The sequence below is a fragment of the Roseateles sp. genome, from assembly GCF_039595595.1.
GTDB lineage: Bacteria > Pseudomonadota > Gammaproteobacteria > Burkholderiales > Burkholderiaceae_C > Roseateles.
This window is the reverse complement of the sequence record NZ_JBCNLG010000001.1, coordinates 238483-263959: the sequence shown is the minus strand read 5'-3', so window position 1 is coordinate 263959 and position 25477 is coordinate 238483. Positions and strand designations below refer to the sequence as shown.

General features: G+C 69.6%; 22 protein-coding genes. 8 read left to right on the top strand and 14 right to left on the bottom strand.

The genetic code is table 11. The annotated features are described in order from the left end of the window. The first annotated feature begins 18 nt into the window (after nucleotides 1–18). Complete coding sequence (locus tag ABDW61_RS01170) at nucleotides 19–1944, top strand: MFS transporter (RefSeq protein ID WP_343635356.1); 1926 nt, start codon at nucleotides 19–21, stop codon at nucleotides 1942–1944. A 1-nt stretch (nucleotide 1945) separates the two neighbouring features. Here the strand turns inward: ABDW61_RS01170 and ABDW61_RS01165 are convergent, their stop codons facing one another. Beyond that, nucleotides 1946–2443 carry a hypothetical protein gene (locus ABDW61_RS01165; protein ID WP_343635354.1) on the bottom strand — a complete coding sequence of 166 codons (498 nt, stop codon included), beginning with the start codon at nucleotides 2441–2443 and terminating at the stop codon, nucleotides 1946–1948. Nucleotides 2444–2505: 62 nt separating this feature from the next. Then, entirely contained in the window at nucleotides 2506–3633 is a 1128-nt protein-coding gene (gene tgt, locus ABDW61_RS01160) for a tRNA guanosine(34) transglycosylase Tgt (RefSeq protein ID WP_343635352.1), read from the bottom strand. Between the two features lie 78 nt (nucleotides 3634–3711). On the opposite strand from tgt, the gene ABDW61_RS01155 reads away from it, so the two are divergent. Together ABDW61_RS01155 and ABDW61_RS01150 are read left to right on the top strand one after the other, a co-directional pair. Then, nucleotides 3712–4491, top strand: a complete 780-nt coding sequence (locus tag ABDW61_RS01155; protein ID WP_343635350.1) for a transporter substrate-binding domain-containing protein — start codon at nucleotides 3712–3714, stop codon at nucleotides 4489–4491. A 25-nt stretch (nucleotides 4492–4516) separates the two neighbouring features. Then, nucleotides 4517–5113 carry a YigZ family protein gene (locus tag ABDW61_RS01150; RefSeq protein WP_343635348.1) on the top strand — a complete coding sequence of 199 codons (597 nt, stop codon included), beginning with the start codon at nucleotides 4517–4519 and terminating at the stop codon, nucleotides 5111–5113. Here the strand turns inward: ABDW61_RS01150 and ABDW61_RS01145 are convergent. Further along, nucleotides 5110–6342, bottom strand: coding sequence for a type II toxin-antitoxin system HipA family toxin (locus ABDW61_RS01145; protein ID WP_343635346.1), 1233 nt, complete (start codon nucleotides 6340–6342; stop codon nucleotides 5110–5112). The genes ABDW61_RS01150 and ABDW61_RS01145 overlap by 4 nt on opposite strands. Further along, the gene (locus tag ABDW61_RS01140) at nucleotides 6339–6647 is read right to left on the bottom strand and encodes a helix-turn-helix domain-containing protein (RefSeq protein WP_343635344.1); all 309 of its coding nucleotides are present in this window, start codon (nucleotides 6645–6647) and stop codon (nucleotides 6339–6341) included. The genes ABDW61_RS01145 and ABDW61_RS01140 overlap by 4 nt, the downstream gene beginning before the upstream one ends. A 217-nt stretch (nucleotides 6648–6864) precedes the next feature. On the opposite strand from ABDW61_RS01140, the gene argG reads away from it, so the two are divergent. Beyond that, nucleotides 6865–8205, top strand: a complete 1341-nt coding sequence (gene argG, locus ABDW61_RS01135; protein ID WP_343635342.1) for an argininosuccinate synthase — start codon at nucleotides 6865–6867, stop codon at nucleotides 8203–8205. Nucleotides 8206–8339: 134 nt separating this feature from the next. On the opposite strand, the gene ABDW61_RS01130 is transcribed toward argG, so the two are convergent. The 5 genes from ABDW61_RS01130 to ABDW61_RS01110 all read right to left on the bottom strand — a co-directional run bounded on the left by ABDW61_RS01130 (nucleotide 8340) and on the right by ABDW61_RS01110 (nucleotide 14619). Continuing rightward, entirely contained in the window at nucleotides 8340–9023 is a 684-nt protein-coding gene (locus ABDW61_RS01130; protein ID WP_343635340.1) for a PEP-CTERM sorting domain-containing protein, read from the bottom strand. Between the two features lie 124 nt (nucleotides 9024–9147). After that, nucleotides 9148–10188: an RNA polymerase sigma factor SigJ gene (sigJ, locus tag ABDW61_RS01125; RefSeq protein ID WP_343635338.1), complete on the bottom strand. Its 1041-nt coding sequence runs from the start codon at nucleotides 10186–10188 to the stop codon at nucleotides 9148–9150. Nucleotides 10189–10255: 67 nt separating this feature from the next. Further along, nucleotides 10256–11299, bottom strand: coding sequence for a tRNA preQ1(34) S-adenosylmethionine ribosyltransferase-isomerase QueA (gene queA, locus ABDW61_RS01120; RefSeq protein WP_343635336.1), 1044 nt, complete (start codon nucleotides 11297–11299; stop codon nucleotides 10256–10258). Nucleotides 11300–11315: 16 nt separating this feature from the next. Then, complete coding sequence (locus tag ABDW61_RS01115; RefSeq protein ID WP_343635334.1) at nucleotides 11316–12077, bottom strand: transporter substrate-binding domain-containing protein; 762 nt, start codon at nucleotides 12075–12077, stop codon at nucleotides 11316–11318. A 205-nt stretch (nucleotides 12078–12282) separates the two neighbouring features. Next, a complete protein-coding gene (locus ABDW61_RS01110; RefSeq protein ID WP_343635332.1) occupies nucleotides 12283–14619 on the bottom strand; it encodes a YCF48-related protein in 2337 nt (778 codons plus the stop codon). Nucleotides 14620–14747: 128 nt separating this feature from the next. On the opposite strand from ABDW61_RS01110, the gene recG reads away from it, so the two are divergent. Further along, the gene (gene recG / locus ABDW61_RS01105; RefSeq protein ID WP_343635330.1) at nucleotides 14748–16880 is read left to right on the top strand and encodes an ATP-dependent DNA helicase RecG; all 2133 of its coding nucleotides are present in this window, start codon (nucleotides 14748–14750) and stop codon (nucleotides 16878–16880) included. Between the two features lie 69 nt (nucleotides 16881–16949). On the opposite strand, the gene ABDW61_RS01100 is transcribed toward recG, so the two are convergent. From ABDW61_RS01100 to panB, 3 genes are all read right to left on the bottom strand, one after another. Then, entirely contained in the window at nucleotides 16950–17654 is a 705-nt protein-coding gene (locus ABDW61_RS01100; protein WP_343635327.1) for a peptidylprolyl isomerase, read from the bottom strand. A 251-nt stretch (nucleotides 17655–17905) separates the two neighbouring features. Beyond that, the gene (panC, locus tag ABDW61_RS01095; RefSeq protein WP_343635325.1) at nucleotides 17906–18739 is read right to left on the bottom strand and encodes a pantoate--beta-alanine ligase; all 834 of its coding nucleotides are present in this window, start codon (nucleotides 18737–18739) and stop codon (nucleotides 17906–17908) included. Nucleotides 18740–18741: 2 nt separating this feature from the next. Then, entirely contained in the window at nucleotides 18742–19593 is an 852-nt protein-coding gene (gene panB / locus ABDW61_RS01090) for a 3-methyl-2-oxobutanoate hydroxymethyltransferase (RefSeq protein ID WP_343635323.1), read from the bottom strand. Nucleotides 19594–19693: 100 nt separating this feature from the next. On the opposite strand from panB, the gene ABDW61_RS01085 reads away from it, so the two are divergent. Next, nucleotides 19694–20614, top strand: coding sequence for a hydrogen peroxide-inducible genes activator (locus ABDW61_RS01085; protein ID WP_343635321.1), 921 nt, complete (start codon nucleotides 19694–19696; stop codon nucleotides 20612–20614). Nucleotides 20615–20620: 6 nt separating this feature from the next. Here the strand turns inward: ABDW61_RS01085 and ABDW61_RS01080 are convergent, their stop codons facing one another. Continuing rightward, complete coding sequence (locus ABDW61_RS01080) at nucleotides 20621–21286, bottom strand: NYN domain-containing protein (protein WP_343635319.1); 666 nt, start codon at nucleotides 21284–21286, stop codon at nucleotides 20621–20623. Nucleotides 21287–21503: 217 nt separating this feature from the next. Here ABDW61_RS01080 and ABDW61_RS01075 point away from each other — a divergent pair, with 217 nt between their 5' ends. Next, nucleotides 21504–22028 carry a Dps family protein gene (locus tag ABDW61_RS01075; protein WP_343635317.1) on the top strand — a complete coding sequence of 175 codons (525 nt, stop codon included), beginning with the start codon at nucleotides 21504–21506 and terminating at the stop codon, nucleotides 22026–22028. 97 nt (nucleotides 22029–22125) lie between these two features. On the opposite strand, the gene ABDW61_RS01070 is transcribed toward ABDW61_RS01075, so the two are convergent. Further along, entirely contained in the window at nucleotides 22126–23076 is a 951-nt protein-coding gene (locus ABDW61_RS01070; RefSeq protein ID WP_343635315.1) for a phosphate acetyltransferase, read from the bottom strand. 96 nt (nucleotides 23077–23172) lie between these two features. On the opposite strand from ABDW61_RS01070, the gene ABDW61_RS01065 reads away from it, so the two are divergent. Further along, nucleotides 23173–25434: a DUF3141 domain-containing protein gene (locus tag ABDW61_RS01065; RefSeq protein WP_343635313.1), complete on the top strand. Its 2262-nt coding sequence runs from the start codon at nucleotides 23173–23175 to the stop codon at nucleotides 25432–25434. Nucleotides 25435–25477 lie beyond the last annotated feature (43 nt).

The window sequence follows — 25477 nt, the reverse complement described above, 5'->3', positions numbered from 1 at the left end:
CCCACAGCGAGCCCTCCCATGAGCGACTCCCCTCACCCCAGCCAGTTCGCCCTTCTGGGCCAGCGCCGCTTCGCGCCCTTCTTCTGGACGCAGTTCCTCGGCGCGGGCAACGACAACCTGTTCAAGTTCGCCTTCACGGTGCTGGTGACCTACCAGCTCAACGTCAGCTGGCTGCCGCCGGCGCAGGCGGGGCTGGCGATCGGGGCGCTGTTCATCCTGCCGTTCGTGCTGTTCTCGGCCACCAGCGGCCAGCTCGCCGACAAGTACGACAAGGCGCGGCTGATGCGCCTGGTCAAGAGCCTGGAGATCGTGATCATGGCGCTCGCCGCCTATGGCTTCTACACGACCCAGGTGCCGGTGCTGCTCGGCTGCGTGTTCCTGATGGGACTGCACTCGACGCTGTTCGGGCCGGTCAAGTACGCCTACCTGCCGCAGCATCTGAACGAGCACGAGATCACCGGCGGCAACGGCATGGTGGAGATGGGAACCTTCGTCTCGATCCTGCTGGGCAACCTGGCCGGCGGCCTGCTGGTGGCCACGCCCATCGTCGGGCCGCAGCACGTGGCGATCGCCTGCGTCGTCGTGGCGGTGCTGGGCCGCGCGACCGCGCAGGCCATCCCCGCCAGCCCGTCCACCGACCGCGACCTCGTCATCAACTGGAACCCGGTCAGCGAGACCTGGCGCAACCTGAAGCTCGCGCACGGCCAGCTCGCGGTGTTCCGCTCGTTGCTGGGGATCTCGTGGATGTGGTTCTTCGGCGCGGTGTTCCTGGCCAACTTCCCGGCTTTCGCCAAGGAGGTGCTGCATGGCAACGAGCAGGTCGCCTCGCTGCTGCTGATGGTGTTCTCGGTGGGCATCGGCGTGGGCTCGCTGCTGTGCGAGGTGCTCTCGCGCCGCCAGGTGGAGATCGGCCTGGTGCCGCTGGGCGCGATCGGCATGAGCGTCTTCGCCATCGACCTGTTCTTCGCGTCGCGCGGCCTGCCGCCGTCGGCGGCGATGGGCGTGGGCGCCTTCCTGTCGCAGCACGCGCACTGGCGGGTGCTGGCCGACCTGGGCCTGCTGGCGCTGTTCGCCGGGCTCTACAGCGTGCCGATGTACGCGCTGATCCAGATGCGCGCGCAGCCTTCGCACCGCGCGCGGATCATCGCGGCGAACAACATCCTCAATGCGATCTTCATGATCGCCAGCTCGCTCATGGCCGGCGCACTGCTGGGCGCGGGGCTGTCGATTCCGCAGCTGTTCCTCGTCGTGGGCATCCTCAACGCGGTGGTGGCGCTCTACATCTTCCTGGTGGTGCCGGAGTACCTGCTGCGCTTCTTCGCCTTCGTGCTGTCGCGGGTGATCTACCGCTTCAAGGTGGACGGCGACCGCCACATCCCGTCGCAAGGCGCGGCGGTGCTGGTCTGCAACCACGTGAGCTTCGTCGACGCGGTGCTGCTGATGGCGGCGAGCCCGCGGCCGATCCGCTTCCTGATGGACCATCGCATCTTCAGGATTCCGGTGCTGGGCTGGATGTTCAAGCTCGCCAAGGCGATCCCGATCGCGCCGCAGAAGGAGGACGCCGCGACCTACGAGGCCGCCTTCGCCGCCGCGCAGGCGGTGCTGAACGACGGCGAGCTGGTGGGCATCTTCCCCGAGGGCGGGCTGACCCGCGACGGCACGCTGCAGCCGTTCAAGGGCGGCGTGATGAAGCTGCTGGAGGGCCGCCCGGAGCTGCCGGTCGTGCCGATGGCGCTGCAGAACCTGTGGGGCTCGTACTTCTCGCGCGTCGAGCAGGGGCAGGCGATGGTGCGGCCGTTCCGGCGCGGGCTGTTCAGCCGCGTCGGGCTGGTGGCCGGCGCGCCGGTCGCGGCGAAGGATGTGACGCCGGAGCTGCTGCGCGAGCGGGTGGCGGGGTTGCTGGGCGAGGCGGAAGGCATGGCGGCGCAGCCAGCGAAAGCGTGATTCAGGCGCGGCGCGTGCGCCGCAGCACGCGCCGGACTCGCAGCTTGATCGCCCGTGCCATGCGCCACGCCGCGCTCGCATGGACCCAGGCGATCAATCCTTCCTTCCAGACGACCCAGCGCGTGTAGAGCTGCGCGAACCAGCCCAGGCGCATCAGCGCCGGCTGGGTCAGCGCGAAGATCCGCGCCACCACCGCCGTGCCGACGACCTTCGCCAGCACGATGACGGCCAGCCCCAGTCCCGGCCGGCCGATGCCGATCAGCCACAGCGCCAGCAGCTTGATCGGCAGCAGCATCAGACCCGGCAGGAAGAACACCACCAGCGCCACGTAGGGCGGCAGCCGCCTCACGACGGCCTCGAGCTGGCGCAGCACCGGCAACCGGCCGATGGCGGCCATCATCCGCTGCAGCGGCTCCCAGCCCCATTCCTCGAAGAGGATGACGAGAGCCAGGATGACGCGGATCAGCCAGCGAAACGGCGCGATGAGCAGCTTCAGCATCGGGCGATCTTCACACGCCGCGTCTTAGGGCCCTCTGAAACCGGCCCCGGGATTTCCGAAGCTCAGATCCCGCGCGCCCGATCCGCCAGGAAGCGGGTGCGGAAGCCCTCGAAGTCGCCGGCGTCCAGCGACTCGCGCACTTCCTTCATCAGATTGAGGTAGTAGTGCAGGTTGTGCACGCTGGTCAGCATCGGGCCCAGCATCTCGCCGCAGCGGTCCAGGTGATGCAGATAGGCGCGGCTGAAGTTGGCGCAGCAGTAGCAGCTGCAGGTCTCGTCCACCGGCTTCTCATCGGCCTTGTAGCGCGCGTTGCGCAGCCGCAGGTCGCCGAAGCGCGTGAACAGGTGGCCATTGCGCGCGTTGCGTGTCGGCATGACGCAGTCGAACATGTCCACGCCCTGGCGCACGCCCTCGACCAGGTCCTCCGGCGTGCCCACGCCCATCAGGTAGCGCGGCTTGTTGTCGGGCAGCTGGTGCGCGATGTGGTCCAGGATGCGCAGCATGTCCGCCTTGGGCTCGCCCACCGACAGCCCGCCGATCGCGTAGCCCGGCAGGTCCAGGTCCTTGAGCCCGGCCAGCGACACGTCGCGCAGCTGCTCGAACATGCCGCCCTGCACGATGCCGAACAGCGCGTTCGGGTTCTGCAGCCGCGCGAACTCGTCCTGGCAGCGCTTGGCCCAGCGCAGGCTCATCTCCATCGACAGCCGCGCTTCCTTCTCGGTCGTCAGCTGGCCCTTGGTCTCATACGGCGTGCACTCGTCGAATTGCATGACGATGTCGCTGTTCAGGATCGTCTGGATCTGCATCGAGATCTCGGGCGTCAGGAACAGCTTGTCGCCGTTGACCGGGGACGCGAACTTCACGCCCTCCTCGCTGATCTTGCGCATCTCGCCCAGCGACCAGACCTGGAAGCCGCCCGAGTCCGTCAGGATGGGCTTGTTCCAGCTCTCGAACCGGTGCAGGCCGCCGAACTGCTTCATGATGTCCAGGCCCGGCCGCATCCACAGGTGGAAGGTGTTGCCCAGGATGATCTGCGCGCCCATCTCCTCGAGCGAGCGCGGCATCACCCCCTTCACGGTGCCGTAAGTGCCCACCGGCATGAAGATGGGCGTCTGCACGACGCCGTGGTTGAGCGTCATGACGCCGCGTCGCGCGCGGCCCTCGGTCTTGAGCAGTTCGAACTTCAGCATGATGGGCGCGATTATCGGGGCCGCGGGCCACGTAGACTTCTCCCCCATGTCGGAGCGCAGACTCCGGGGAGAAGCACCTTGAGGTCCTGGATCGCCGCTCTCGCCGCGACTGCCGCCTGCCTGGGCGCAATGCCCGCGCACGCCTGCGGCCCCTACACGGTCGGGCTCTACGAGTACAGCTCGCTCTACTACCGCGACGCGCAGGGCCACTGGGCCGGCATCGACAAGGACGTGGTGGAGGAAGTCGCGCGGCGCACCGGCTGCAAGCTCGAGCTCCGCACCGAGTCGCGCATCCGCATCTGGGCGCAGATCGCGTCCGGGCAGATGGACATGACGGTCTCCGCGCTGCAGACCAAGGAGCGCGAGCTGCTCGTCGAGTTCATCCCCTACATCGAATCGCGGCAGTTCGTCGTGCTGCGCCCCGCGCTGGCGGCGGCGCTGACCTCGCCGGCCGCCTTCCTCGCCGATCGCCAGCGGCGCGTGATCGTCGTGCGCGGCTACGCGTTCACGCCGACGCTCGAATCCTGGCTGACGACGATGCGGGTGCAGGGCCGCGTCGACGAGGTCCCCGACCAGACCACCGCGATGCGCATCTTCAAGGCCGGCCGCGGCGATGCCGTCGTGCTGGGCGCGCACAGCCTGGCGACCGCGCGGCGTGCGGATCCGGTGTTCGGCACCTACACCGCGCTGTCCTACGCGCCGCAGGAACGCAGCATCGGCGCGCTGGCGCTGTCGCGGGATCGCATCCCACAGGCGGACCGCGACCTGATGCGGCGCGCGGTGGAGGAGATGCTGCGCGACGGCACCATCGACGCCTACAAGAAGCGCCACCTGGGCGACCTGTCGGAGACCCCGTGAGAACCTGGACGCGACAATCGCGCCCATGCCCTCCAGTCTCGCCGCTCCGGTCCACGCCGAACTGATCATCAAGAAGAGCCGCTTCATCGGCTGCGTGGAGAGCGTGCCGGACCGCGCGGCGGCGCTGGCGCGCGTCGAGCAGCTGCGGGCCGCGCATCCGGGCGCGGCGCATGTGTGCTGGGCGTTGATGGCGGGCGGCCAGTCCGCCGCCAACGACGATGGCGAGCCCGGCGGCACCGCCGGCCGGCCGATGCTGGAGGTGCTGCGGCACCAGGACCTGGACGGCGTGCTGGCGACGGTGGTGCGCTACTTCGGCGGTGTGAAGCTGGGCGCGGGCGGACTGGTGCGGGCCTACACCGACGCGGTGGCGCAGGCGCTGCTGAAGGCGCAGAAGGTGCCGATGGTGCGGCTGCGGACGCTGCGCTGCACGCTGCCCTATGCGCAGGAAGGCCTGCTGCGGCGCGAGGCGGAGAAGGCGGGCGCCGAGCTGGTCGAGGTGGCGCATGGCGCGCTCGTCGAGGTCACGCTGCGGCTGCCGGAGACAGCGGCCGAGGGCTTCATAGCCTCGCTCGGCGAGTCGGGGCAGGGCCGGATCGGATGGCTCAAGTCCGAGCGGGACTAACCAACCGCCGAACAGCGCCGCAAGTTCGCATCTACCGCGACGCCTATCGCCTTTCGCGTGGTCCGCCGAACGCCCTCTCGGTCCAGAGCCGTGTCCAGGCCGCGCGCGGCCTCGCAGATCGCGTCAATGGTGTCCGCAGCCGCGCCCTCGGCAATGTCGCAATCCCGCGCCAGTTTGAGCAGATGGTCCCGTCCCGGTGACTTCGCCTCGCCCATGACGGACATCTGGTGGTATCCGCCCGGCCCCGCGTTGAAGGTGAGGTCGAACGCCGGCGCCAGCTCCCAGGCCATGCGCCGGTTCATCCTCAGGGCGAAATTCTTGGTGTGGTCGTCCCGGTTGTTGAAGACCACGTTGAACACGCAGCGCCGGAAGGCCTTGAGCACCTCCGGGTGGCTGGCGGTGGCGAATCGCGTGGCCTGCAGCAGTTGCTGATAGTCGACGGAGGGCAGGCGGAAATCGGCATGCAGCAGCGCCGCCAGGGACTGGACCGGCACGCGCATGCCTTCGCAGCGGTCGAAGCGCGCGACACCAAAAGCCGCGAGCTTGGGAGAGATCTTGAACAGCCGCGTGTCCGGCATGTCGATGCCGGCCGCCCGAGCCAGGTTCGCGTAGGCGACTTCGATGCCGCAGACCTCGACATGCTCGTTCTGCGCCGGGAACTTGACGAGCCAAGGATCCCCCGCCGCTGCCGGATCCGTGCTGACCCTGCGGGTCGGCACCTCGTACTGGATCAACGCCTTCGGCCGCGCACCTTGCGGCGAGCCGCCGACCAGCGCGAGCGTCTTCAGCGCGTCCGTGTCCCGGTCCTCGATCACGTCGTGAGCGGCCTGGGCCAACTGAAGCAGGGTCAGGTCCTCCCGCGTGATCTCCAGGTCGCTCGCCGGCCTGAAGGCGAGCGCTCCCATGGCGCGATCGGCGATGAAGCTCAGGCGATCCAGCGTGCTGATCTGCGCCGGATCGCGGCCGGCCTTGCGGAAGACGCGATCCATGAGCAGCAGGCCCCAGCCGTCCGGCAACGCATCCGCGATGAAACCCGGCACGCCGCCCAGATGGTCCGGGAAGCCCGAGTACGTCTGAGCCCGCAGGGGGACGCGCAGCGGAGAGAAGTCGACGCCCCGCGACAGCGCCTCGCTCGAGTACTCGAACAGCGTCACCCGGCCTCGCTCGGCGAGCGTGCCGAGCGTCCAGGACTCCCCCCACGCCCGCCATTCCACATCGACCTTGTTCATGTCTTGCGGCTCCTGGCCCGCTGACGCTGCGGCTGTTCGAGGCGCTCAAGGTCCGCGATGCTGAGCGTCGCGGTCGCCTTGAACGCGTCCGAGAGTTCATCGATGAGGGACAACACCTGCAACACCTTCACCAAGGAGGAAATCGTGGCATTGCCACCGGATTCGAGGTTCTTGACGGCATTCAGGGCGATACCGGCGCGCGTGGCGAGTTCCTGCTGAGTCCACCGCCGCTGCAGGCGCTGATGGCGCAGCCGGGCGCCGATCTCGTCCTGGATCTGTCTTGCGGAAGCCAGTCTGAAGTCCATGCCGTTGAAGCCCTTGAAAGGGCCGTTAGCTTGATTTCCTGAAGTTAGCGTACCTTAAATAGGCTGTTATGTCGCGGAGCGTTTTGACTCGGCGAGGCGCTGGCTGGCCCTATCCGGATGGCGCCACGCCACCCCTGTGTCGCCCATCCGCGAAGCCTGCCGGCCGGGCGCACCCTAGAATCGCCGGCTGTTTTCCCACTTCCGCGCGAGACTGCCCGTGGCCGCAACCATCCTCCAAAAGATTCCCGCCGGCGAGCGCGTCGGCATCGCCTTCTCGGGCGGCCTGGACACCAGCGCCGCGGTGCACTGGATGCGCGGCAAGGGCGCGATCCCCTGCGCCTACACCGCCAACCTCGGCCAGCCCGACGAGTCCGACTACGACGAAATCCCCCGCAAGGCCAAGGCCTATGGCGCCGACATCGCCCGCCTGATCGACTGCCGCGCGCAACTCGTGGCCGAAGGCATCGCCGCCATCCAGTGCGGCGCGTTCCACATCAAGAGCGGCGGCGCCACCTACTTCAACACCACCCCGTTGGGCCGCGCCGTCACCGGCACCGCCCTGGTCGTGGCCATGCGCGAGGACGGCGTCAACATCTGGGGCGACGGCTCGACCTTCAAGGGCAACGACATCGAGCGCTTCTACCGCTACGGCCTGCTCGCCAATCCGGCGCTCAAGATCTACAAGCCCTGGCTGGACCAGACCTTCATCGATGAACTCGGCGGCCGCAAGGAGATGAGCGAATACCTCATCGCCAATGGCTTCGACTACAAGATGAGCGTGGAGAAGGCCTACTCGACCGACTCCAACATGCTGGGCGCCACCCACGAGGCCAAGGACCTGGAGTTCCTGAACAAGGGCATGAACATCGTCAACCCGATCATGGGCGTGGCCTTCTGGAAGGATGACGTCGCGATCAAGGCCGAGACGGTGACCGTGCGCTTCGAGGAAGGCGTCCCCGTCGCGCTCAACGGCCAGCAGTTCGCGAACGCCGTCGAGCTGTTCATGGAAGCCAACCGCATCGGCGGCCGCCACGGCCTGGGCATGTGCGACCAGATCGAGAACCGCATCATCGAAGCCAAGTCGCGCGGCATCTACGAGGCCCCTGGCATGGCGCTGCTGCACATCGCCTATGAGCGCCTGGTCACCGGCATCCACAACGAGGACACGATCGAGCAGTACCGCATGAACGGCATGAAGCTCGGCCGCCTGCTGTACCAGGGCCGCTGGTTCGACCCGCAATGCCTGATGCTGCGCGAGACCGCCCAGCGCTGGGTCGCCCGCGCCATCACCGGCGAGGTGACGCTGGAGCTGCGCCGCGGCAACGACTACTCGATCATGGACACCGTCAGCCCCAACCTGACCTACGCGCCGGAACGTCTGTCGATGGAGAAGGTGGAAGACGCCGCGTTCTCGCCGGCCGACCGCATCGGCCAACTGACCATGCGCAACCTGGACATCGCCGACACGCGCGAGAAGCTCGGCGTGTACAGCCGCGCGGGCCTGCTGGGCAAGAACTCCGAGGGCTCGATCCCGCTGCTGACCGGCGGCGACGAGTAAGCGCTCGCGGTTCCCGGCGAAAGCCGCCGTTCACCGGCGGCTTTTTCATTTGGGCGCCGAGCCACGGCGGGAAGACCTCTCAATGAAAAAAGCCGCTGATCGCTCAGCGGCTTTTTCTCATCGGCGCGGGGCGATCAGCCGCGGCGGCGGCGCGCCAGGAAGCCGAGTGCGCCCAGGCCGGCCAGCATCAGCGCGTAGGTCTTGGGTTCCGGCACCGCCGGCAGCACGACCGACTTGTTGACGTTGGTGTTCAGGAACTCCGCGCGCACGCCGGTGAAGTTGCCACCGGCCGTCGCGATGTTGTTGACCACAAATTCCAGCGTGTTCACGCCAGCCACGAAGCCGGTCGTCGCGGTGAAGGAGGTCCAGTCCAGGAAGCCCTTCTGCAGCGTCAAGGTCGAGATCACATTGCCGTTGAGCAGCACCGTGCCGTTGTTGTCCGCCGCCCAGCGGCCGCTGAAGGAGGCGCTCGAGGCGTCGAAGCCGGTCAGGTCGAAGCTCAGCTTCCACTTGAACACGCCCGAGGTCGAGCCGGTGTCGAACACGTCGCTCTGGGTCGCCGTCGGGATCAGCCACGACGAGGACGCGCTGTTGCTCATCCAGTTCGGGAACGGCGACTGGTTGCCGTCGGTCACGTGGCCGCTGCCGGACAGGCCGGTCGAGTCGCCCGCGATCACGCTGAACGAGTAGTGGCTGTCCACAGCGCCCGCGGACAGGCCGGCGCCGGTGTTGACCAGACCGTCGATGGTGGCGGCGGCGGCCAGGCCGCTGAACAGCGCGGCAGCGGCGGCGATCGAGGTACGTGCGAACAGCGTCATGAATCTTCCCGGGCAGTGTGTGGTCTTGTGCGGCCGATTGTCCCTAAAGCTAGGGGGAGGCCAGCGCCCGGACACCCCCGTGTGCGCGGGGGGCAAGCCAGGGGCCCGGCGTGACTTCGGCACGTCAATCGCCCGGATGACCGGTTCCGGGCGCCGCCGCACCAGCGCCGGGCGCCTCGCCCGCCGATGGGAGCGGACCGAGGCGCGGCAGATGGCTCAGCTTGTCGGGATTGCGCTGGACGTAGATGGCGCTGATCCGGCCCGGCTCGGCTGCCGGGCGCAGCGCGACGGTCTGCAGCGGCTCGCCGAGCGCGTCGTAGACGATGTAGCCGGGCAGGCCGTTGATCCGCGCCGGCCGCACCCGCCAAGCGCGGCTCGCCGGCAGCTTGGCGAACCCGACGAAGGCCTTGGCCACCCGCGCGCCCCCCTCCAGCACGCGCGGCACCGCCGAAACCTTGCCGCCGCCATCGGCCAGCAGCACCGCGTCATCGGTCAGCACCTTCGCCAGGCCGTCGACGTCGAAGGACTGCAAGGCGCCCATGAAGGCCTGGAACAGACGCTGACGCTCCTCGTCCTCGACCTCGTGGCGGGCGTAGTCCGCCTTGACGTGCTGGCGTGCGCGGCTCGCCAACTGGCGGCAGGCCGCGGCGCTGCGGCCCAGGCGGCGCGCGATCTCGTCGAAGTCCAGCTCGAACACCTCATGCAGCAGGAAGGCCGCGCGCTCCAGCGGCGACAGCCGTTCCAGCGTCAGCATGAAGGCCACCGACACGTCCTGCGCGAACTCGGCCTGCGCCTCCGGACTCGGCGACCATTCGGACGCCTCGTCGACCAGCGGCTCGGGCAGCCAGACGCCGACGTACTGCTCGCGCCGCATCGCCGCGGACTGCAGCCGGTCCAGGCAGAGGTTGGTCACCAGCCGCGACAGAAAGGCGCCGGCATGCCGCACCGCCGTTTCGTCGACGTCGGCCCAGCGCAGCCAGGCCTCCTGCACGAGGTCCTCGGCCTCGGCGCGCGAGCCCAGCATCCGGTACGCCAGCGCCCGCAGCGAGCGGGCATGCTCGCGATCGAAGCGCAGCGCGCGCGCCGCCGGGGACTGGTCGGCCGCCACCGGCGCGGCCGGGCCGTCATCGGAAGCGGCGGCTGGGGAATCATTGATGTCGGGCATGGCGCGTCGTCCGGAGTCGTCTTGTTCACAAGACGACGCAGCCTACCCGGTTGTGACACCGGAGCGCTCAGCCGCGGGCGCGTTCCAGCAGCATGGCATCGCCGTAGCTGAAGAAGCGATAGCGCTGGGCGATCGCGTGGCGGTAGAGGGCCATGATGGGCTCGTAGCCGGCGAAGGCCGACACCAGCATCATCAGCGTGCTCTTGGGCAGGTGGAAGTTGGTCACCAGCCGGTCCACGACCTGGAAGTCGAAGCCGGGGGTGATGAAGATGTCGGTCTCGCGGGCGCCGGCTTTCAGTTCGCCGCCGAGCGCGGCCGACTCCAGCGCGCGCAGCGTCGTCGTGCCGACCGCGGTGACCCGGCCGCCCGCGGCGCGGCAGCGCGCGATCGCGTCGACGGTCCCGGGTGTGACCTGGAACCACTCGCTGTGCATCTTGTGCTCGGCCAGCGACTCCACGCGCACCGGCTGGAAGGTGCCCGCGCCCACGTGCAGCGTCACGTGCGCGGTGCCGATGCCGCGCTCGGCCAGGCGGGCCAGCAGCGCCTCGTCGAAATGCAGCGCGGCGGTCGGTGCCGCGACGGCGCCGGGCTCGCGGGCGAACACGGTCTGGTAGCGGCGCACGTCGTCGGCGGAGTCGCCGTGCTCGATGTACGGGGGCAGCGGCACGTGGCCATGCTGCTCGAGCAGCTCGAACGGGTCGCCCGACAGGCGCAGATGGAACAGCCCGTCATCCGGGCCGCAGCGGCCCAGGACCTCGGCGTCGAAGGCGTCGGCGAACCGGACCACCGCGCCCGGCTTCGGACTCTTGCTCGCGCGCATGTGGGCCCAGACCTCGCGGGTGCCGGGCAGCACGCGCTCCACCAGCGCCTCGACGGCGCCGCCGCTGGCCTTGGCGCCGTACAGGCGCGCCTTGATCACCTTGGTGTCGTTGAACACCAGCAGGTCGCCGGGGTGGAGGAGTTCGGGCAGTTCGCGGAACACGCGGTCCACGGGCGGAACGCTCCGGCCGTCGAGCAGCCGCGAGGCGCTGCGTTCGGCGGCGGGATGCTGGGCGATGAGGTCGGGGGGCAGAGCGAAATCGAAATCGCTCACCGAGAAGGTGCGGGACATGGGCGCGATTTTCCCACTACTGCCAGCGCGCCCCCTGCTGCAGCAGCATCGCCAGCCGGCCGCTGCCCTGCAACTCGCCGATGCCGCGCGTGAACGCGGCGGCCAAGCGCTCGCCCTCGGGCCGGCCCTTGGAGAACACCGTGTAGAGCGGCAGTTCCATCACCGCCGGCTCGAGCCACACCAGCTTGCCCGCCGCCTCGCGCAGCTGCGTCTCCAGCAGATGGGCGCCGACGCCCTTGTCGATCAGCGCGAGGTCCACGCGGCCGGCGAGCAGCTTGCGCAGATTGGCGAGGTCGTCCACGGCGCCTTCGGTGGACAGGTTGGCGGCCTCGAAGCGAGGCGGATTCGCGTAGCCATGGACCACGCCGATGCGCAGGTCGCGCAGCGCGGCCAGGTCGTCGACGCGGGGGCGGCGGTCCGCCCGCGCCATGAAGCCGACCTGGTTCAGGATGCCCAGCGGCTGCGGGAAGCGCATCGTGCGCTCCCGCTCCTCGGAGCGCCACGCGCCGATCACGCCGTCATGCTCGCCGCGCTGGAACTCGAGCAACGCCCGCGCCCAGGGACGGAAGGACAGCGCCATCGCGCGCCCGGCCTGCGCGAGCGCGGAGCGCGTGACCTCGCAGGCGATGCCGCCGCCGGGCAGTTGGCTGCCGGTGTAGGGCGGGAACTCGGTGGCGACCATCCGCAGCGGCGCGTCGGCGGCGCGCGCCGGCAGCGCCGCCATCGCCGGAAGGGCGGCGGCAGCGAGCCAGACGAGGCTGTCACGGCGGGTGGTCATGGCGCAGAGGCGGCTTGGCGAAGAGGTGGGAGGGCGCGTCCAGAAGAACTTCGGCGCAGCCTAGCAGCCAGCGAGGCCATCCGGCGCCCGCCCGACCCGGGGGCCGTGATGGAAACACCGCGGCGCAGCGGCATTCGGTCACGCCCGCTCATGAAAAAACCGGCCGGGGTCTCGCGACCCGGGCCGGCCTGCCGAAGCGGCGCGCTTACTGGCCGCCGGTGCCGGTGGCCAGCAAGGTGCCGTTGCTGCCGGCGACCCAGCCGGTGCGGGCATCGACGAACAGCACCTGCGTCAGCGCGTTCTGCGTGCCGGCGAACTGCTTCTTCCAGCTCACGCCGCCGTCGGTGGTCGCCAGCACCGTGCCGTTGTCACCGACCGCCCAGCCCTGCTGCGCGGTCAGGAAGCGGACGGCCCGCAAGCCGATCGTGGGCAGCGAGACCGAAGCCTGCTGGGTCCAGGTCGTGCCCCCGTCCTTGGAGGACATCAGCGTGCCGCCATCGCCGACCACCCAGAAGGTGTCCGCGTCGCTGAGGGTCAACTGCTGCAGCGCGGCGCCAGTTCCCGAGAAGCGGCCGCTGATCGTCTTGCCGCCGTCCGCCGTCACGGCCACCGCGCCGCCCTGGCCGGCCAGCACGCCCTTGAGCGCGCTGCTGAACTTCAGATCGATGTAGGTGCCGTTCAGCACGGACTGCTGAGTCCAGCTCTTGCCGCCGTCGGTCGACGACAACAGGACCTGGCGCGCGCCCTGCGCGTCGTAGGCCAGCGCGAAGCCGTTGGCCGCGTCGGCGAAGTGGAACGCGACGATGGCCAGCGATCCCGGCTGCAGCGGCGTGACCCAGCTCGCGCCGGCGTCGTCGGTCAGATAGATGCGCCCATCCGCCGCCTGCAGCCATCCCTTCTTCGCATCCAGGAACTGGAAGCGCGGCCGGCCTCCGTAGTAGCTGCTGGTCAGTCCCGCCAGCTTCACCGTCCAGTCCAGGCCGCCATTGCCGGTCTCCAGCAGGTCGCCCGCCGCGGAGAGGGCCAGTCCACGCTTGGCGTCGAAGAACCAGAAGGCCTGCAGCGTCTTGGCGGCCGCGTCGGCCGCCGGCCCCGCCACGCGCTTCCACGACTGCATCGCGTCGGTGCTGATCCGCGTCACGCCGTCCCAGTCCGTCGCCAGCCAGGTCTGCGCGTCGATGCGCACCGGCCGCTGGCCGTTGGCGGCGCCAGGCCGCCAGGTCGCGCCTGCATCCAGGCTCATCTCCGTCATGGAGACCCAGGACGTGCTGTAGTACTGGCGCGCCCAGACGCCCGGCGCCGGCGACGAATAGCTCAGGTAGCTCCCCGGCTGCAGCGACGCCGGAGGCGGCGTGACCACCCAGGTGCGGCCGCCATCCGTGCTGCGATACAAGGCGTTGCCCACCGCCGCGGCGCCGACCGCGGCATCCACGAACTGGGTCACGGCCTGGCCGGTGCCCGGCAAGCCTTGCGGCGTGATGGTCTGCCATGTGGCTCCGCCATCCTCGGTGCGGCGAATCCAGTTCGTGGAGGTCCAGATGCCGGACACGTAGCCGGAGGTCGAACCCGCGACGATCACCGTGTTGCCGAAGACCTGGAAGCTGCTGCCATAGCCGCTGCTGTCCAGCGCCGTCGACGCGGTCGACGTCTTGCCCAGGTCGGTCGACTTGCGCAGCGCCGCGCCTTCGAACCACCACAGGCTGCCGTCCGAGCCGAGCACCGGATCCTGCGGCAACGCGGCCTGCGTCCAGCTCGCGCCGCCGTCGCCGGTGGCGAGGATGCGGCCGCCGCTGCTGGCCACCAGCATGCTGGCGCCCTGCACCTGGAGCGACGCGCCCGCCATCGGCGGCTGCGCCGCGGGTTGCAGCATCCAGTGGGCGCCGCCATCGGTGGTGCGCAGCAGCGCGCCGGCATCGCCGGCCGCCCAGCCGGTGTTGGCGTCCGCGAAACGGATCGCCGTCAGGCGCGTCGTCAGCCCGCTGGGCTGCTTGGTCCAGGTCGAGCCGCCATCACGGCTGCGCAGGATCTCGCCGTTGTCGCCGACGGACCAGCCGTTGCTCGCATCGAGGAAGAAGAAGGCGTTGGGCGTCGTGCCGGTCGGGCGCGGCGCCTGCCAGCACCAGCCGCCGCCATCGGTGCCGCTGCAGTTCAGGCCCTGCACGTGGGCGCGATTGAACACCGACACGGTCCACTTCACGTCCTTGGAGACGCCGGCGGCATTGCTCACCTTCAGCGTCACCGCGTAATCGCCGACCTTGGCGAAGTCGTGCCTGGGGCTGGGCTCGGTGCTGGTGCCGCCGTCGCCGAAGGTCCAGGCGAAGCTCAGGCCGGCGGTGCTGGCCGCGTTGCTGGTGAACGCCGTGCCGGCCGCCACATCGGTGGCCGCCGCGGCACTGATCGCCAGATTGTCCGGAATCGCCACGCCCTGCACCGGCGGCGGCGTGGACGGCGAATCGCTCCCGCCCCCACCGCACGCGCTCAGCAGCGCGGCACTGATCAGCACGCCGGCCCATCCGGCGCGCGCACGTTCCTCTCTGCCCATGGCAGCCCTCCCGATTTGTTGAAATGTGTCTTCTTGTGAAGCGCGCGGATTCTGCCCCAGCTTCACGCGATCTGAACGCCGTCACCACTCGCCCGAACGAGGGGAGCGCGCGAGGCAGAATCCCGCCCATGTCCGAGGCCAGCACCGTTCCATCGCCCCCGCCATCCCCCGCCAGACGGGCCGGCGCGGACGGCGAGACGCCCGCCGCCAAGTCCGCCCCGCAGAAGGCGATGGAGAAGATGGGGCTCACGCGCGACATCGACCTCGCGCTGCATCTGCCGCTGCGCTATGAGGACGAGACCACGCTGACCCCGTTGGACCGCGCCCGCGACGGCGACACGCTGCAGTGCGAGGGCGAGGTGATCGAGAGCCGCATCGAGATGCGCGGCCGCCGCCAGCTGCTGGTCAAGCTGCGCGACGACGAGGGCGCCTTGCTCACGCTGCGCTTCCTGCACTTCTATCCGGCGCATCAGAAGACGCTCGCCGTCGGCGCGCGCGTGCGGGTACGCGGCGAGATCCGCGTCGGTTTCTTCGGCCGCGAGATGGTCCATCCGAACTTCCGCAAGGTCGACGCGGACACGCCGCTGGCAACCTCGCTGACGCCGGTCTATCCGACCAGCGCGCAGTTGCCGCAGGCCTACCTGCGCAAGGCCGTGGCCTCGGCGCTGCGGCGCGCGCCGCTGGACGAGGTGCTGCCGCTCGCTGTCGTGCCCAAAGGGCTGCCGTCGCTGCGCGATGCGCTGAACTTCCTGCACCATCCACCGCCGTCGGCCGGCTTGTCGACGCTCGAGGACCACACGCATCCCGCCTGGCAGCGCCTCAAGTTCGAGGAGCTGCTCGCGCAGCAGCTCAGCCAGCAGCGCGCGCAGCGCGAGCGCGCCCACCTGCGCGCGCCGCCGCTGCGCGGCTCGCCCGGCGGGCTCGGTGAACGGCTGCTCGGCGCCCTGCCCTTCGCGCTGACCGGCGCCCAGCGGCGCGTCGGCGAGGAGATCGCCGCCGACCTCGCCCGCCCGCAGCCGATGCACCGGCTGCTGCAGGGCGACGTCGGCTCCGGCAAGACCGTGGTCGCGGCGCTGGCCGCGGCGATCGCGATCGATGCCGGCTGGCAGTGCGCCCTGATGGCGCCGACCGAGATCCTGGCCGAGCAGCATTTCCGCAAGTTGATCGGCTGGCTGGAGCCGCTCGGGATCCGCGTCGCGTGGATCACCGGCAGCGTCAAGGGCAAGGCCAGACAGAAGATGCTCGACGCGGCCGCGTCCGGGGAGGCGACGCTGATCGTCGGCACGCACGCGGTGATCGAGGACAAGGTGCGCTTCCACCGGCTGGGCCTGGCGATCATCGACGAGCAGCATCGCTTCGGCGTCGCCCAGCGTCTGGCGCTGCGCAAGAAGCTGGCCGACGAGGCGGCCGGCGCGGCCGGTCCCGGAGCGGCGCCGCTCGAGCCGCATCTGCTGATGATGAGCGCCACGCCCATCCCGCGCACGCTCGCGATGACCTACTTCGCCGACCTGGACGTCTCGACGATCGACGAGTTGCCGCCCGGCCGCAGTCCCATCGTGACGCGCGTGTTCGCGGACAGCCGGCGCGACGACGTGATCGAGAAGATCGCCGCCGCCGTCGAGGACGGCCGGCAGGTCTACTGGGTCTGTCCGCTGATCGAAGAGTCCGAGGCGCTCGACCTCAAGAACGCCACCGAGACCCACGCCGAGCTGAGCGCGGCCCTGCCCGGCCGGATGGTCGGCCTGCTCCATGGGCGCATGCCGCCGGCGGAGAAGGCGGCGGTGATGTCGCTGTTCAGCGGCGGACAGATGCATGTGCTGGTCGCGACGACCGTCATCGAGGTCGGCGTCGACGTGCCCAACGCCAGCGTGATGGTGATCGAGCACGCGGAGCGCTTCGGCCTGTCGCAGCTGCACCAGCTGCGCGGGCGGGTTGGGCGCGGGTCGGTGGCCAGCGTCTGCGTGCTGATCTACACCGGGCCGCTGTCCGACACCGGCAAATCGCGCCTGCGCGCGATGGCCGAGACCACCGATGGCTTCGAGATCGCGCGGCGCGACCTCGACATCCGCGGGCCCGGCGAATTCATGGGCGCACGCCAGAGCGGCGCTCAATTGCTGCGCTTTGCCGATCTGCAGGAAGACGCGCCGCTGCTGAGCGCGGCGCGCGCACTGGCACCGGTGCTGCTCGACGAGCAGCCGCGCGCGGCGCAGCGGCAGGTCGAGCGCTGGCTCGGCCACAAGACCGAGTACCTCAAGGCCTAGGCTTAGGCCTCATAGTCTCGTGGCCTCGCGGCCCGCGGGCCTCCAAACCTGCGGGCCTGCGGGCCACGTTCACTTCAGCGCGACCGCCCAGTACAGCAGCACTTCGGTGCGCGGCGTTTCGATGCCCATCCACTGCTGGGTCGGTTCGGCATTGATCTTGTCGATCGTGGCCTGGCCCGAGATCACGCGGCCGAAGACGGCATAGCCCGCGCTGGTCGCGGTCTTGTCCAGCCCGGCGCTGTTGTCGGCCGAGTTGAAATAGAACTCGCTGGTGGCCGAATCGGGCACCGTGCTCCGCGCCATCGCGATCGTGTACTTTGTGTTGGACAGGCCGGCAATGCCCGCCTCCAGCTTGATCGGCGCCACCTGGCCGGCCGTCTTCTGCTGCAGGCCGGTGGTCCAGCCGCCGCCCTGCACGACGAAGCCCGGCACCACGCGGTGGAAGATCGTGTTGTCGTAGTACTTGGCGTTGACGTACTTCACGAAGTTGTCGACGGTGATCGGCGCGCGGCCGTCGAGCTCCACGACGATTTCGCCATCGCTGGTCAGCATGCAGACGGTACGCAGCGCGCTGGCGTTCGACGCCGCGACGCCGGCGGCGCTGCAGGTGGTCACCGGCGCGGTGGTCACGGGGTTCGCCTTGGGCGGCTGTGCCGCCTCGTCATCGTTGCCGCCGCCGCAGGCGGCCAGCGCGAGCGCGCCGCCCATCGCGGCGGTCAGCGCCATCAGGCGGCGCTTGGACAGGGACGGAGACAGGAAAGTGGTCGACTTCATGGGCTCATTGGGAGCTTGTGGCTCCGTCAGCTGGCAAAGAAGCGCGAAGTATCGTGGTCGGCCCGACACGAAAGGTGGAGGCGGTGCGCGCGGCGCACGACAGGAGACGGGGCTTTCCCTAACGCCGCCTTCACAGGGTGCCGTATGTCACCCAGGCTCGATGAACACGGGCCAAACGGCCGCAGGATGAGCGGGGAACGGCCCGCGTGCCGGCGTGGACGAGCCCCCCCGCGTTCGCAGGCTGGGGCGGTTCAGAACTCGAGGTTGTCGATCAGACGGGTCTGGCCGATGCGGGCCGCGGCCAGCGCCACCAGCGGCTCGCCCTCACGCGCCGGGCCGAGGTCATGGCGGCGGCGCAGCGCCAGGTAGTCCGGCGCCCAGCCGGCATCGCGCAGCGCCTGCATCGCGTCCGCCTCGATGCGGTCCAGGTCGCGCTCGCCCGATTGCCAGCGCGCGATCGCGGCCCTCAGCGTGCGCGACAGCAGCAGCGCGTCCTGCTTCTGCTGCTCGCTCAGGTAGCCGTTGCGCGAGGACAGCGCCAGGCCATCGGCGTTGCGCTCGGTCTCGCCCGCCAGGATGCGGATCGGCATCGCGAGCTGATCGACCATGCGGCGGATCACCATCAGTTGCTGGTAGTCCTTCTTGCCGAAGACGGCCACGGCGGGCTGGACGATCTGGAACAGCTTCGCCACCACCGTGCAGACGCCGATGAAGAAGCCAGGCCGGAAGTGGCCTTCGAGGATGTCGGCCAGTTCCGCCGGCGGGTGCACCTTGTAGCCTTGCGGCTCGGGGTACATCTCGCGTTCGTCGGGAGCGAAGACGAGATCGCAGCTGGCGCCCTCGAGCAGTTCGGCGTCGCGGGCGAGCGTGCGCGGGTAGCGGTCGAAGTCCTCGTGCGGCGCGAACTGCAGCCGATTCACAAAGATGCTGGCGACCACCAGGCCGTCCGCGCCGACCGCCGCGCGGGCCTGGCGCACCAGCGCGAGGTGGCCGTCGTGCAGGTTGCCCATCGTGGGCACGAAGGCGACCGGGCGGCCGCCCGCGAGCGCGGCGCGCAGGCCGGCGATGTCGTGGTGGATCTTCATGATCAGTAGCTGTGCTCGGGCGCCGGGAAGGCGCCGGACTTGACGTCGGCGACATAGCGCGAGAAGGCCTCGCCGATCGAGGCCGATCCCTGCATGAAGTCGCGCACGAAACGCGGCTTGCGGCCCGCGCCGACGCCCAGCATGTCGTGCATCACCAGCACCTGACCGGAGCACTCGGCGCCGGCGCCGATGCCGATCACCGGCACGCCCAGCGTGCGCGTCAGTTCGCCGGCCAGCGCTGCCGGCACCATTTCCAGCAGCAGCATCTGGGCGCCCGCGTCGACGAGCTCGCGCGCATGGGTCTTGATCTGCGCGGCGCTCTCGGCATCGCGGCCCTGGACCTTGTAGCCGCTCAGCGCGGTGACGGTCTGCGGCGTCAGGCCCAGATGGGCGCAGACGGGGATGCCGCGCTCGGTGAGGAAGCGGACCGTCTCGGCCGTCCAGCCGCCGCCCTCGAGCTTGATCATGTGCGCGCCGGCCTGCGCCAGCTGCATCGCGCTGCGCCAGGCGGCCTGCGGCGACTCGTGGTAGGTGCCGAAGGGCAGGTCCGCGATGATCCAGGCCAGCCGGCGGGCGCGCGCCACGCAGGCCGTGTGATAGACCATCGCCTCCAGCGTCACCGGCACCGTCGTCTGCAGGCCCTGCACGACATTGCCCAGCGAGTCGCCGATCAGGATCGAGTCGACACCCGCGTCCTCCATCGCATGCGCGAAGGTGGCGTCATAGGCGGTCAGCATGGCGATCTTCTCGCCGCCGGCGTGCATGTCGAGCAGACGCTGCAGGGTGACGGGCTTGCGGTCGGGGGGCGTGCCCTGCGGGCGCGGGGCGGCGTAGGGGGAGGTCGGTTCGGTCATGCGTATCCCCTGGAAGAAGGTCCGGGGAGGTCCCTGGGGTGGGGCGGCAGTGTACCGGGACGGTGCGCGGGAGGCGCTTTCTGAGGACAATGCCGCTCCCATGACCCTGACCGAATTGCGCTACATCGTCGCCGTCGCCCGCGAGCGCCACTTTGGCCGTGCCGCGGAGGCCTGCTTCGTGTCGCAGCCGACGCTGTCGGTGGCCATCAAGAAGCTCGAGGAGGAACTCGACGTCAAGATCTTCGAGCGCGGCGCCAGCGAGGTGACGATGACGCCGCTGGGCGAGGACATCGTGCGCCAGGCGCAGTCGGTCATCGAGCAGGCCAGCGCGATCAAGGACATCGCCAAGCGCGGCAAGGACCCGCTGGACGGGCCGCTGCGGCTGGGGATCATCTACACGATCGGGCCCTACCTGCTGCCGGAGCTGGTCAAGCACTGCATCGACCTCTATCCGCGCATGCCGCTGATGCTGCAGGAGAACTTCACGCAGAAGCTGCTGGACATGCTGCGCACCGGCGAGCTGGACTGCGCGATCATGGCCGAGCCCTTCCCGGACGCGGGCCTGGCGCAGGCGCCGCTGTACGACGAGGCCTTCGTGGTGGCGGTGCCGGCCTCGCATCCGCTGGCGAAGAAGACGCGCATCAGCGCCGAGGAGCTGAAGGCCGAGACCATGCTGCTGCTGGGCAATGGCCACTGCTTCCGGGACCACGTGCTGGAGGTATGCCCGGAGTTCGCGCGCTTTTCGACCGACGCGGAGGGCATCCGCAAGAGCTTCGAAGGCAGTTCGCTGGAGACGATCAAGCACATGGTGGCGTCCGGGATGGGCGTCACGGTGGTGCCGGCGCTGAGCGTGCCGGACCAGGTGCCGCCGCACCTGCGCTACATCCCGTTCGAGGAGCCGGTGCCGACGCGGCGAGTGGTGCTCGCCTGGCGCCGCACCTTCACCCGCTACGAGGCGGTCGCGGCCTTGCGCAACGCGGTCTATGCCTGCGACCTCAGCGGGGTGACGCTGCTGTCTTGAGGGGGACTACCAGTGCACCGGCTTGCGGATCGGCTTCTTGCGCGTGGGGACGACTGGAGAAAGCTGTGCCGAGGCCAGCAACTCGTCGCTGAGTGATGTCAGCGACCAATGCGCCTGCGCGGCCAATGAGTTGCAGGGCCGGCGATGGCTGGATGCTCCCGTGATGGCCGGGCGAATCGGCATCACGACTCCGATCACGACTTCAGGAAAGTCCTCGCGTATGGCCTCGAGCGCCGGTTCGAAATCGCTGTCATTCGTCACGACGACGATGCGGTCGTAGAGTCCCCGGCAGACATCCCGGTACATCCGTACGGCCATGTTGACGTCCGTCTTCTTTTCCTCCACTCGCCAGACCCGCACCCGACGGTGGCGATCAAACGGCTGCCCAGTGAAAAAGCCACCCCGAATGGAGCGGCTTTCTCGTCCCGGGCAGGTTGGCGAACCAAATCGCGCCCGCAAGGGAGTAGTGGTGCAGCGAGTGTCGCCTTCCGGCAGTAGCGAAGTCAATCTCAACGTCCGGCGCCAGTTGGATTTCCCAATCGCAACGCTTAGGCTATTCAAATGGCCACACCCATAGCCAACTACTAAAGTTGCTTCACGCGCTGCAGCTCCTCCTTCCGGGAGATCCCATCGGCAGCCCGAACACCTACAAATGCGAAGCGAGCAAGACATGACCCTCCGATCCGGACAACGCGCCCTGGGTGGCCTCCTGGTTGCCGCTGGCGCCGCGCTGAACGTGCAGACGCTGATCGACTGGATGACGCACAGCGTCGTCTGACACCCGTCAAGACGCGCTCGCCGTGCGCCCCGCCGTCACGATGCCGATCCTCTCGATCGGTTAGTCTCCGTGGCGTCTTTCGACTTTCATTCCCCCGTAAGGAGTCCCTCGATGGCCAAGAAGAGCCCCTCTCCCGCCAAGGCTGCCTCCGCCAAGGGCGTGCCCTCCCTGCAGATCGGCATCAGCGACAAGGATCGCGCCGCCATCGCGCAAGGCCTGTCCAAGCTGCTCGCCGACACCTACACCCTCTACCTCACCACCCACAACTTCCACTGGAACGTGACGGGCCCGATGTTCAACTCGCTGCACGCGATGTTCATGGGCCAGTACACCGAGTTGTGGAACGCCGTCGATCCCATCGCGGAGCGCATCCGCTCGCTGGGCCACAAGGCGCCGGGCTCCTATGCGCAGTTCGCGCAGCTGAGCTCGCTGCCCGACGCCCCCGCCACGCCGCCCAAGGCGCTGGACATGGTCCGCATCCTGGTCGACGGCCATGAAGGCGTGGCCCGCACCGCACGCGCGCTGTTCGACCTGGTCGACAAGGCCAGCGACGAACCCACCGCCGACCTGCTCACCCAGCGCCTGACGGTGCATGAGCAGACCGCGTGGATGCTGCGCTCGCTACTGGAAGAGTGATGGAAGAGTGATCGCCGCGGCGCATGCGCCGCGCGCCAGCCACGATGACGAAGGGGACCTCGCGGTCCCCTTTTTCATGGCGGGCCGGATGCCCGCCTCAGCCGACGGCCTTGATGAGCCCGGCCCGCCGTGCCTGCGCCAGCATCGACGCCAGCGCGCACGAGGCCAGCCGCGCGGCGCGCGAATCGGCCCGGCTGGTCAGCACGATCGGCACCTTCGCGCCGAGCACCACCCCCGCCGCGTAGGCCTGGGCCAGGAAACTCAGACTTTTGGCCAGCATGTTGCCGGCGTCCAGGTCCGGCACGATCAGCACATTGGCCTGGCCCGCCACCGGCGACACGATGCCCTTGATGCGCGCGGCCTCCGGATCGATCGCGTTGTCCATCGCCAGCGGCCCGTCCAGCACCGCGCCGGTGATCTGGCCGCGATCGGCCATCTTGCACAGCGCCGCCGCGTCCATCGTCGACGGCACCTTCGGGTTCACCGTCTCCATCGACGACAGCAGCGCCACCCGCACTTCCGGCAGCCGCAGCGCGTGCGCGAGGTCGATCGCGTTCTGCACGATGTCGACCTTCTCCTCCAGCGTGGGCTCGATGTTGATCGCCGCGTCCGAGATGACCAGCGGCTGCGCATGTCCCGGCACGTCCATCACGAAGCAGTGGCTGATGCGGCGGCCAGTGCGCAGCCCGCCCTCGCGGCGGACCACGGCGCCCATCAGTTCATCGGTGTGCAGGCTGCCCTTCATCAGCGCATCGACGCTGCCCTTGAGCGCCATCGTCACGGCCAGTTCGGCCGCGGCATGGCTGTGGGGCACGTCGACAAGCGTGTACCGCGCCAGATCCACGCCTGCCGACGCGGCGGCCTCGGAGACCTTGCCCGCCGGACCGATCAGGACCGGCTCGATCAGGCCGAGCGACGCCGCCTCCGTCGCCGCGAGCAGCGCCACGTCGCTGCAGGGGTGCACGACCGCCATGCGCAGCGGCGGCAGATGCCGCACGGCCTCGAGCAGCCGGTCGTAATGCGGATGGGCGCTCGGCGTCGGTTGCATCACCCTGCTTCTCCCTCGGGCTTTAACAATGGATGGCGGACGATGATGCATGCTGCGGTGCAACAAAGCAAGCCGCTACCGGGCTGGAGCATGCGAATGGCTGAGTGGATCCACGACTGGCAGAACTACGCGACGGATGCCTGGCAACGTGCGCTGCTGACGCTGGACACGATGCGGGAACGCGGCAACGTGTTCCTCGACCACCTGCGCGCCGGCAAGCCGGCGCTGCTGAAGTTCGAACATGAGCTGCTGATCGACGGCCGCGACCTGCCGCAGCCCTGCAATTACGCGCTGCTGCGCATCCTGCCGCCGGATGGCGCGGTGGTGGATCCGGCGCGGCGGCCGATCGTGGTCATCGACCCGCGCGCCGGCCATGGCCCCGGCATCGGCGGCTTCAAGCCGGACTCCGAGATCGGTGTCGCGCTGCGCGCCGGCCATCCGGTCTACTTCATCACCTTCGAGCCCGAACCGGTCGAGGGTCAGACCTTGCTCGACGTCGCCCGCGCCGAGGCCCAGTTCCTCGAGGAGGTCGCGCGCCGCCATCCGAAGTCGCCGGGCCTGCCGGCGGTGATCGGCAACTGCCAGGCCGGCTGGGCCGTCGCGGCGCTGGCCGCGGTACGCAGCGACCTGATGGGACCGATCGTGCTCAACGGCGCGCCGCTGTCCTACTGGGCCGGCTCGCCGGAGCAGAACCCGATGCGCTACGCGGGCGGCGCGCTCGGCGGCGCGTGGCTGTCGGCGCTGTCGGCCGACCTGTGCGGCGACCGCTTCGACGGCGCCCACCTGGTCTCGAACTTCGAGAACCTGAACCTGGCCAACACCTGGTGGGACAAGTACTACCACCTCTACGCCAACGTCGACACCGAGCGCGAGCGCTTCCTCGACTTCGAGCGCTGGTGGGGCGGCTACTTCCGCATGACCGGCGAGGAGATCGAGGCCATCGTCGAGAACCTCTTCATCGGCAACCGCCTGGCCCGCGGCGAGGTGGAGATGGAAGGCTACCGGCTGGACCTGCGCAACATCGCCGCGCCGATGGTGATCTTCGCGTCCTGGGGCGACAACATCACGCCGCCGCAGCAGGCGCTGGACTGGATCATCGATGTGTGGGGAAGCGAGAAGGCGCTGATCAAGGCGGGCCGCACCATCGTCTACATGCTGCATCCGCGCATCGGGCACCTGGGCATCTTCGTGGGCGGCTCGATCGCGCGGCGCGAGCATGAACAGATCGTCGACACGCTGGAGCAGATCGCCGCGCTGCCGCCCGGCCTGTACGAGATGAAGATCGACGCGCGCGATCCCGAGGCGCCGCTGGCGGCGCTGGAGTCGGGCGACTACTCGGTCAGCTTCGAGACGCGCCGCGTCGACGACCTGCGCGCGCTCAATCCGGAATGCCGCCGCGACGAGGCGCTGTTCAGCACGATCGCGCAGGTGTCCGAGGCCAACATGCGCCACTACCGCCACTGGCTGCAGCCCGCGGTGCGGGCGGTCGGCAGCAAGGCGCTGGGCGAGTGGTTGCGCTGGATGCATCCGCTGCGGCAGCAGCATCTGGCGCTCTCCGACCTGCATCCGCTCGCGCCGTGGATCCGCCGGGCCGCCGACAGCGCGCGCGAGCGCCGGCAGACCGTCACGCCGGACAACCCGTGGCTGAAGTGGGAGCAGCTCGGCTCGCGTTGGATCAGCGAATCGCTGGACCGCCTCGGTCACCAGCGCGACACGGCGCTGGTGCATTGGGTCGAGGCGGTCTACGGGCCCCATGGCCTGGGCGCGCTGCTGCCGCCGCGCGAATCCGACCAGGCCTCGAACGCCGCGCACGCCGCCGCCGATGAGATCGAAGGCCGCCGGGTCGCGCTCGAGCAGGTGGAACAAGGCGGCTTCGCCGACGCGGTGTGCCGCATCCTGCTGGCCGGTCTGGCGCATCGCGGCGTGGTGCAGCGGCGCGGGCTGATCCTGGGCCAGCTGCTGGCGGACGCGCACCGCCGCATGGCCACCGAGGCCGAAGACGCCGTGGCGGCCGCGCCCAGCGAGGACTGGGCCACGCTGCTGCACCGGCAGGCGCTGATCGTCACCTTCGCGCCGGACGAGGCGATGGCCGCCCTGCCCCGGCTGCTGCCGACGCTCGAGGACCGCGAGCAGGCGCTGGCGCTGGCGAGCGCGGTGCTGATGGCGGAGTCGGAGCTCGCTGATCCCGATTCCCCGGCGGCCCGCTACGTGCACGAGCTGCTGCACGTGGATCCGGTGCGCGTGGCCGACATGGCGCTGGCGCTGTCGGCACCGGCCGCGGCGACGGTCTCGATCGCGGCTTCGCCCGCGCCCTCGCCGGCATCCAAGCCGCGACGCCGCAGCAGGGCCACTGCATGAGCCCGGCCAGCGCGCCCTACGCACGGCTGCTCGCGGGCCGCAA

Coding starts and splice junctions, on each gene's coding strand:
- ABDW61_RS01065 (WP_343635313.1), top strand. CDS start 23,173: ATGGCTGAGTGGATCCACGACTGGCAGAACTACGCGACGGATGCCTGG.
- panB (WP_343635323.1), bottom strand. CDS start 19,593: ATGACCGAACCGACCTCCCCCTACGCCGCCCCGCGCCCGCAGGGCACG.
- ABDW61_RS01085 (WP_343635321.1), top strand. CDS start 19,694: ATGACCCTGACCGAATTGCGCTACATCGTCGCCGTCGCCCGCGAGCGC.
- ABDW61_RS01080 (WP_343635319.1), bottom strand. CDS start 21,286: ATGTCTTGCTCGCTTCGCATTTGTAGGTGTTCGGGCTGCCGATGGGAT.
- ABDW61_RS01110 (WP_343635332.1), bottom strand. CDS start 14,619: ATGGGCAGAGAGGAACGTGCGCGCGCCGGATGGGCCGGCGTGCTGATC.
- ABDW61_RS01145 (WP_343635346.1), bottom strand. CDS start 6,342: ATGAACAAGGTCGATGTGGAATGGCGGGCGTGGGGGGAGTCCTGGACG.
- panC (WP_343635325.1), bottom strand. CDS start 18,739: ATGAAGATCCACCACGACATCGCCGGCCTGCGCGCCGCGCTCGCGGGC.
- ABDW61_RS01165 (WP_343635354.1), bottom strand. CDS start 2,443: ATGCTGAAGCTGCTCATCGCGCCGTTTCGCTGGCTGATCCGCGTCATC.
- sigJ (WP_343635338.1), bottom strand. CDS start 10,188: ATGCCCGACATCAATGATTCCCCAGCCGCCGCTTCCGATGACGGCCCG.
- ABDW61_RS01130 (WP_343635340.1), bottom strand. CDS start 9,023: ATGACGCTGTTCGCACGTACCTCGATCGCCGCCGCTGCCGCGCTGTTC.
- queA (WP_343635336.1), bottom strand. CDS start 11,299: ATGTCCCGCACCTTCTCGGTGAGCGATTTCGATTTCGCTCTGCCCCCC.
- ABDW61_RS01140 (WP_343635344.1), bottom strand. CDS start 6,647: ATGGACTTCAGACTGGCTTCCGCAAGACAGATCCAGGACGAGATCGGC.
- ABDW61_RS01170 (WP_343635356.1), top strand. CDS start 19: ATGAGCGACTCCCCTCACCCCAGCCAGTTCGCCCTTCTGGGCCAGCGC.
- ABDW61_RS01075 (WP_343635317.1), top strand. CDS start 21,504: ATGGCCAAGAAGAGCCCCTCTCCCGCCAAGGCTGCCTCCGCCAAGGGC.
- ABDW61_RS01150 (WP_343635348.1), top strand. CDS start 4,517: ATGCCCTCCAGTCTCGCCGCTCCGGTCCACGCCGAACTGATCATCAAG.
- recG (WP_343635330.1), top strand. CDS start 14,748: ATGTCCGAGGCCAGCACCGTTCCATCGCCCCCGCCATCCCCCGCCAGA.
- ABDW61_RS01100 (WP_343635327.1), bottom strand. CDS start 17,654: ATGAAGTCGACCACTTTCCTGTCTCCGTCCCTGTCCAAGCGCCGCCTG.
- ABDW61_RS01070 (WP_343635315.1), bottom strand. CDS start 23,076: ATGCAACCGACGCCGAGCGCCCATCCGCATTACGACCGGCTGCTCGAG.
- ABDW61_RS01115 (WP_343635334.1), bottom strand. CDS start 12,077: ATGACCACCCGCCGTGACAGCCTCGTCTGGCTCGCTGCCGCCGCCCTT.
- tgt (WP_343635352.1), bottom strand. CDS start 3,633: ATGCTGAAGTTCGAACTGCTCAAGACCGAGGGCCGCGCGCGACGCGGC.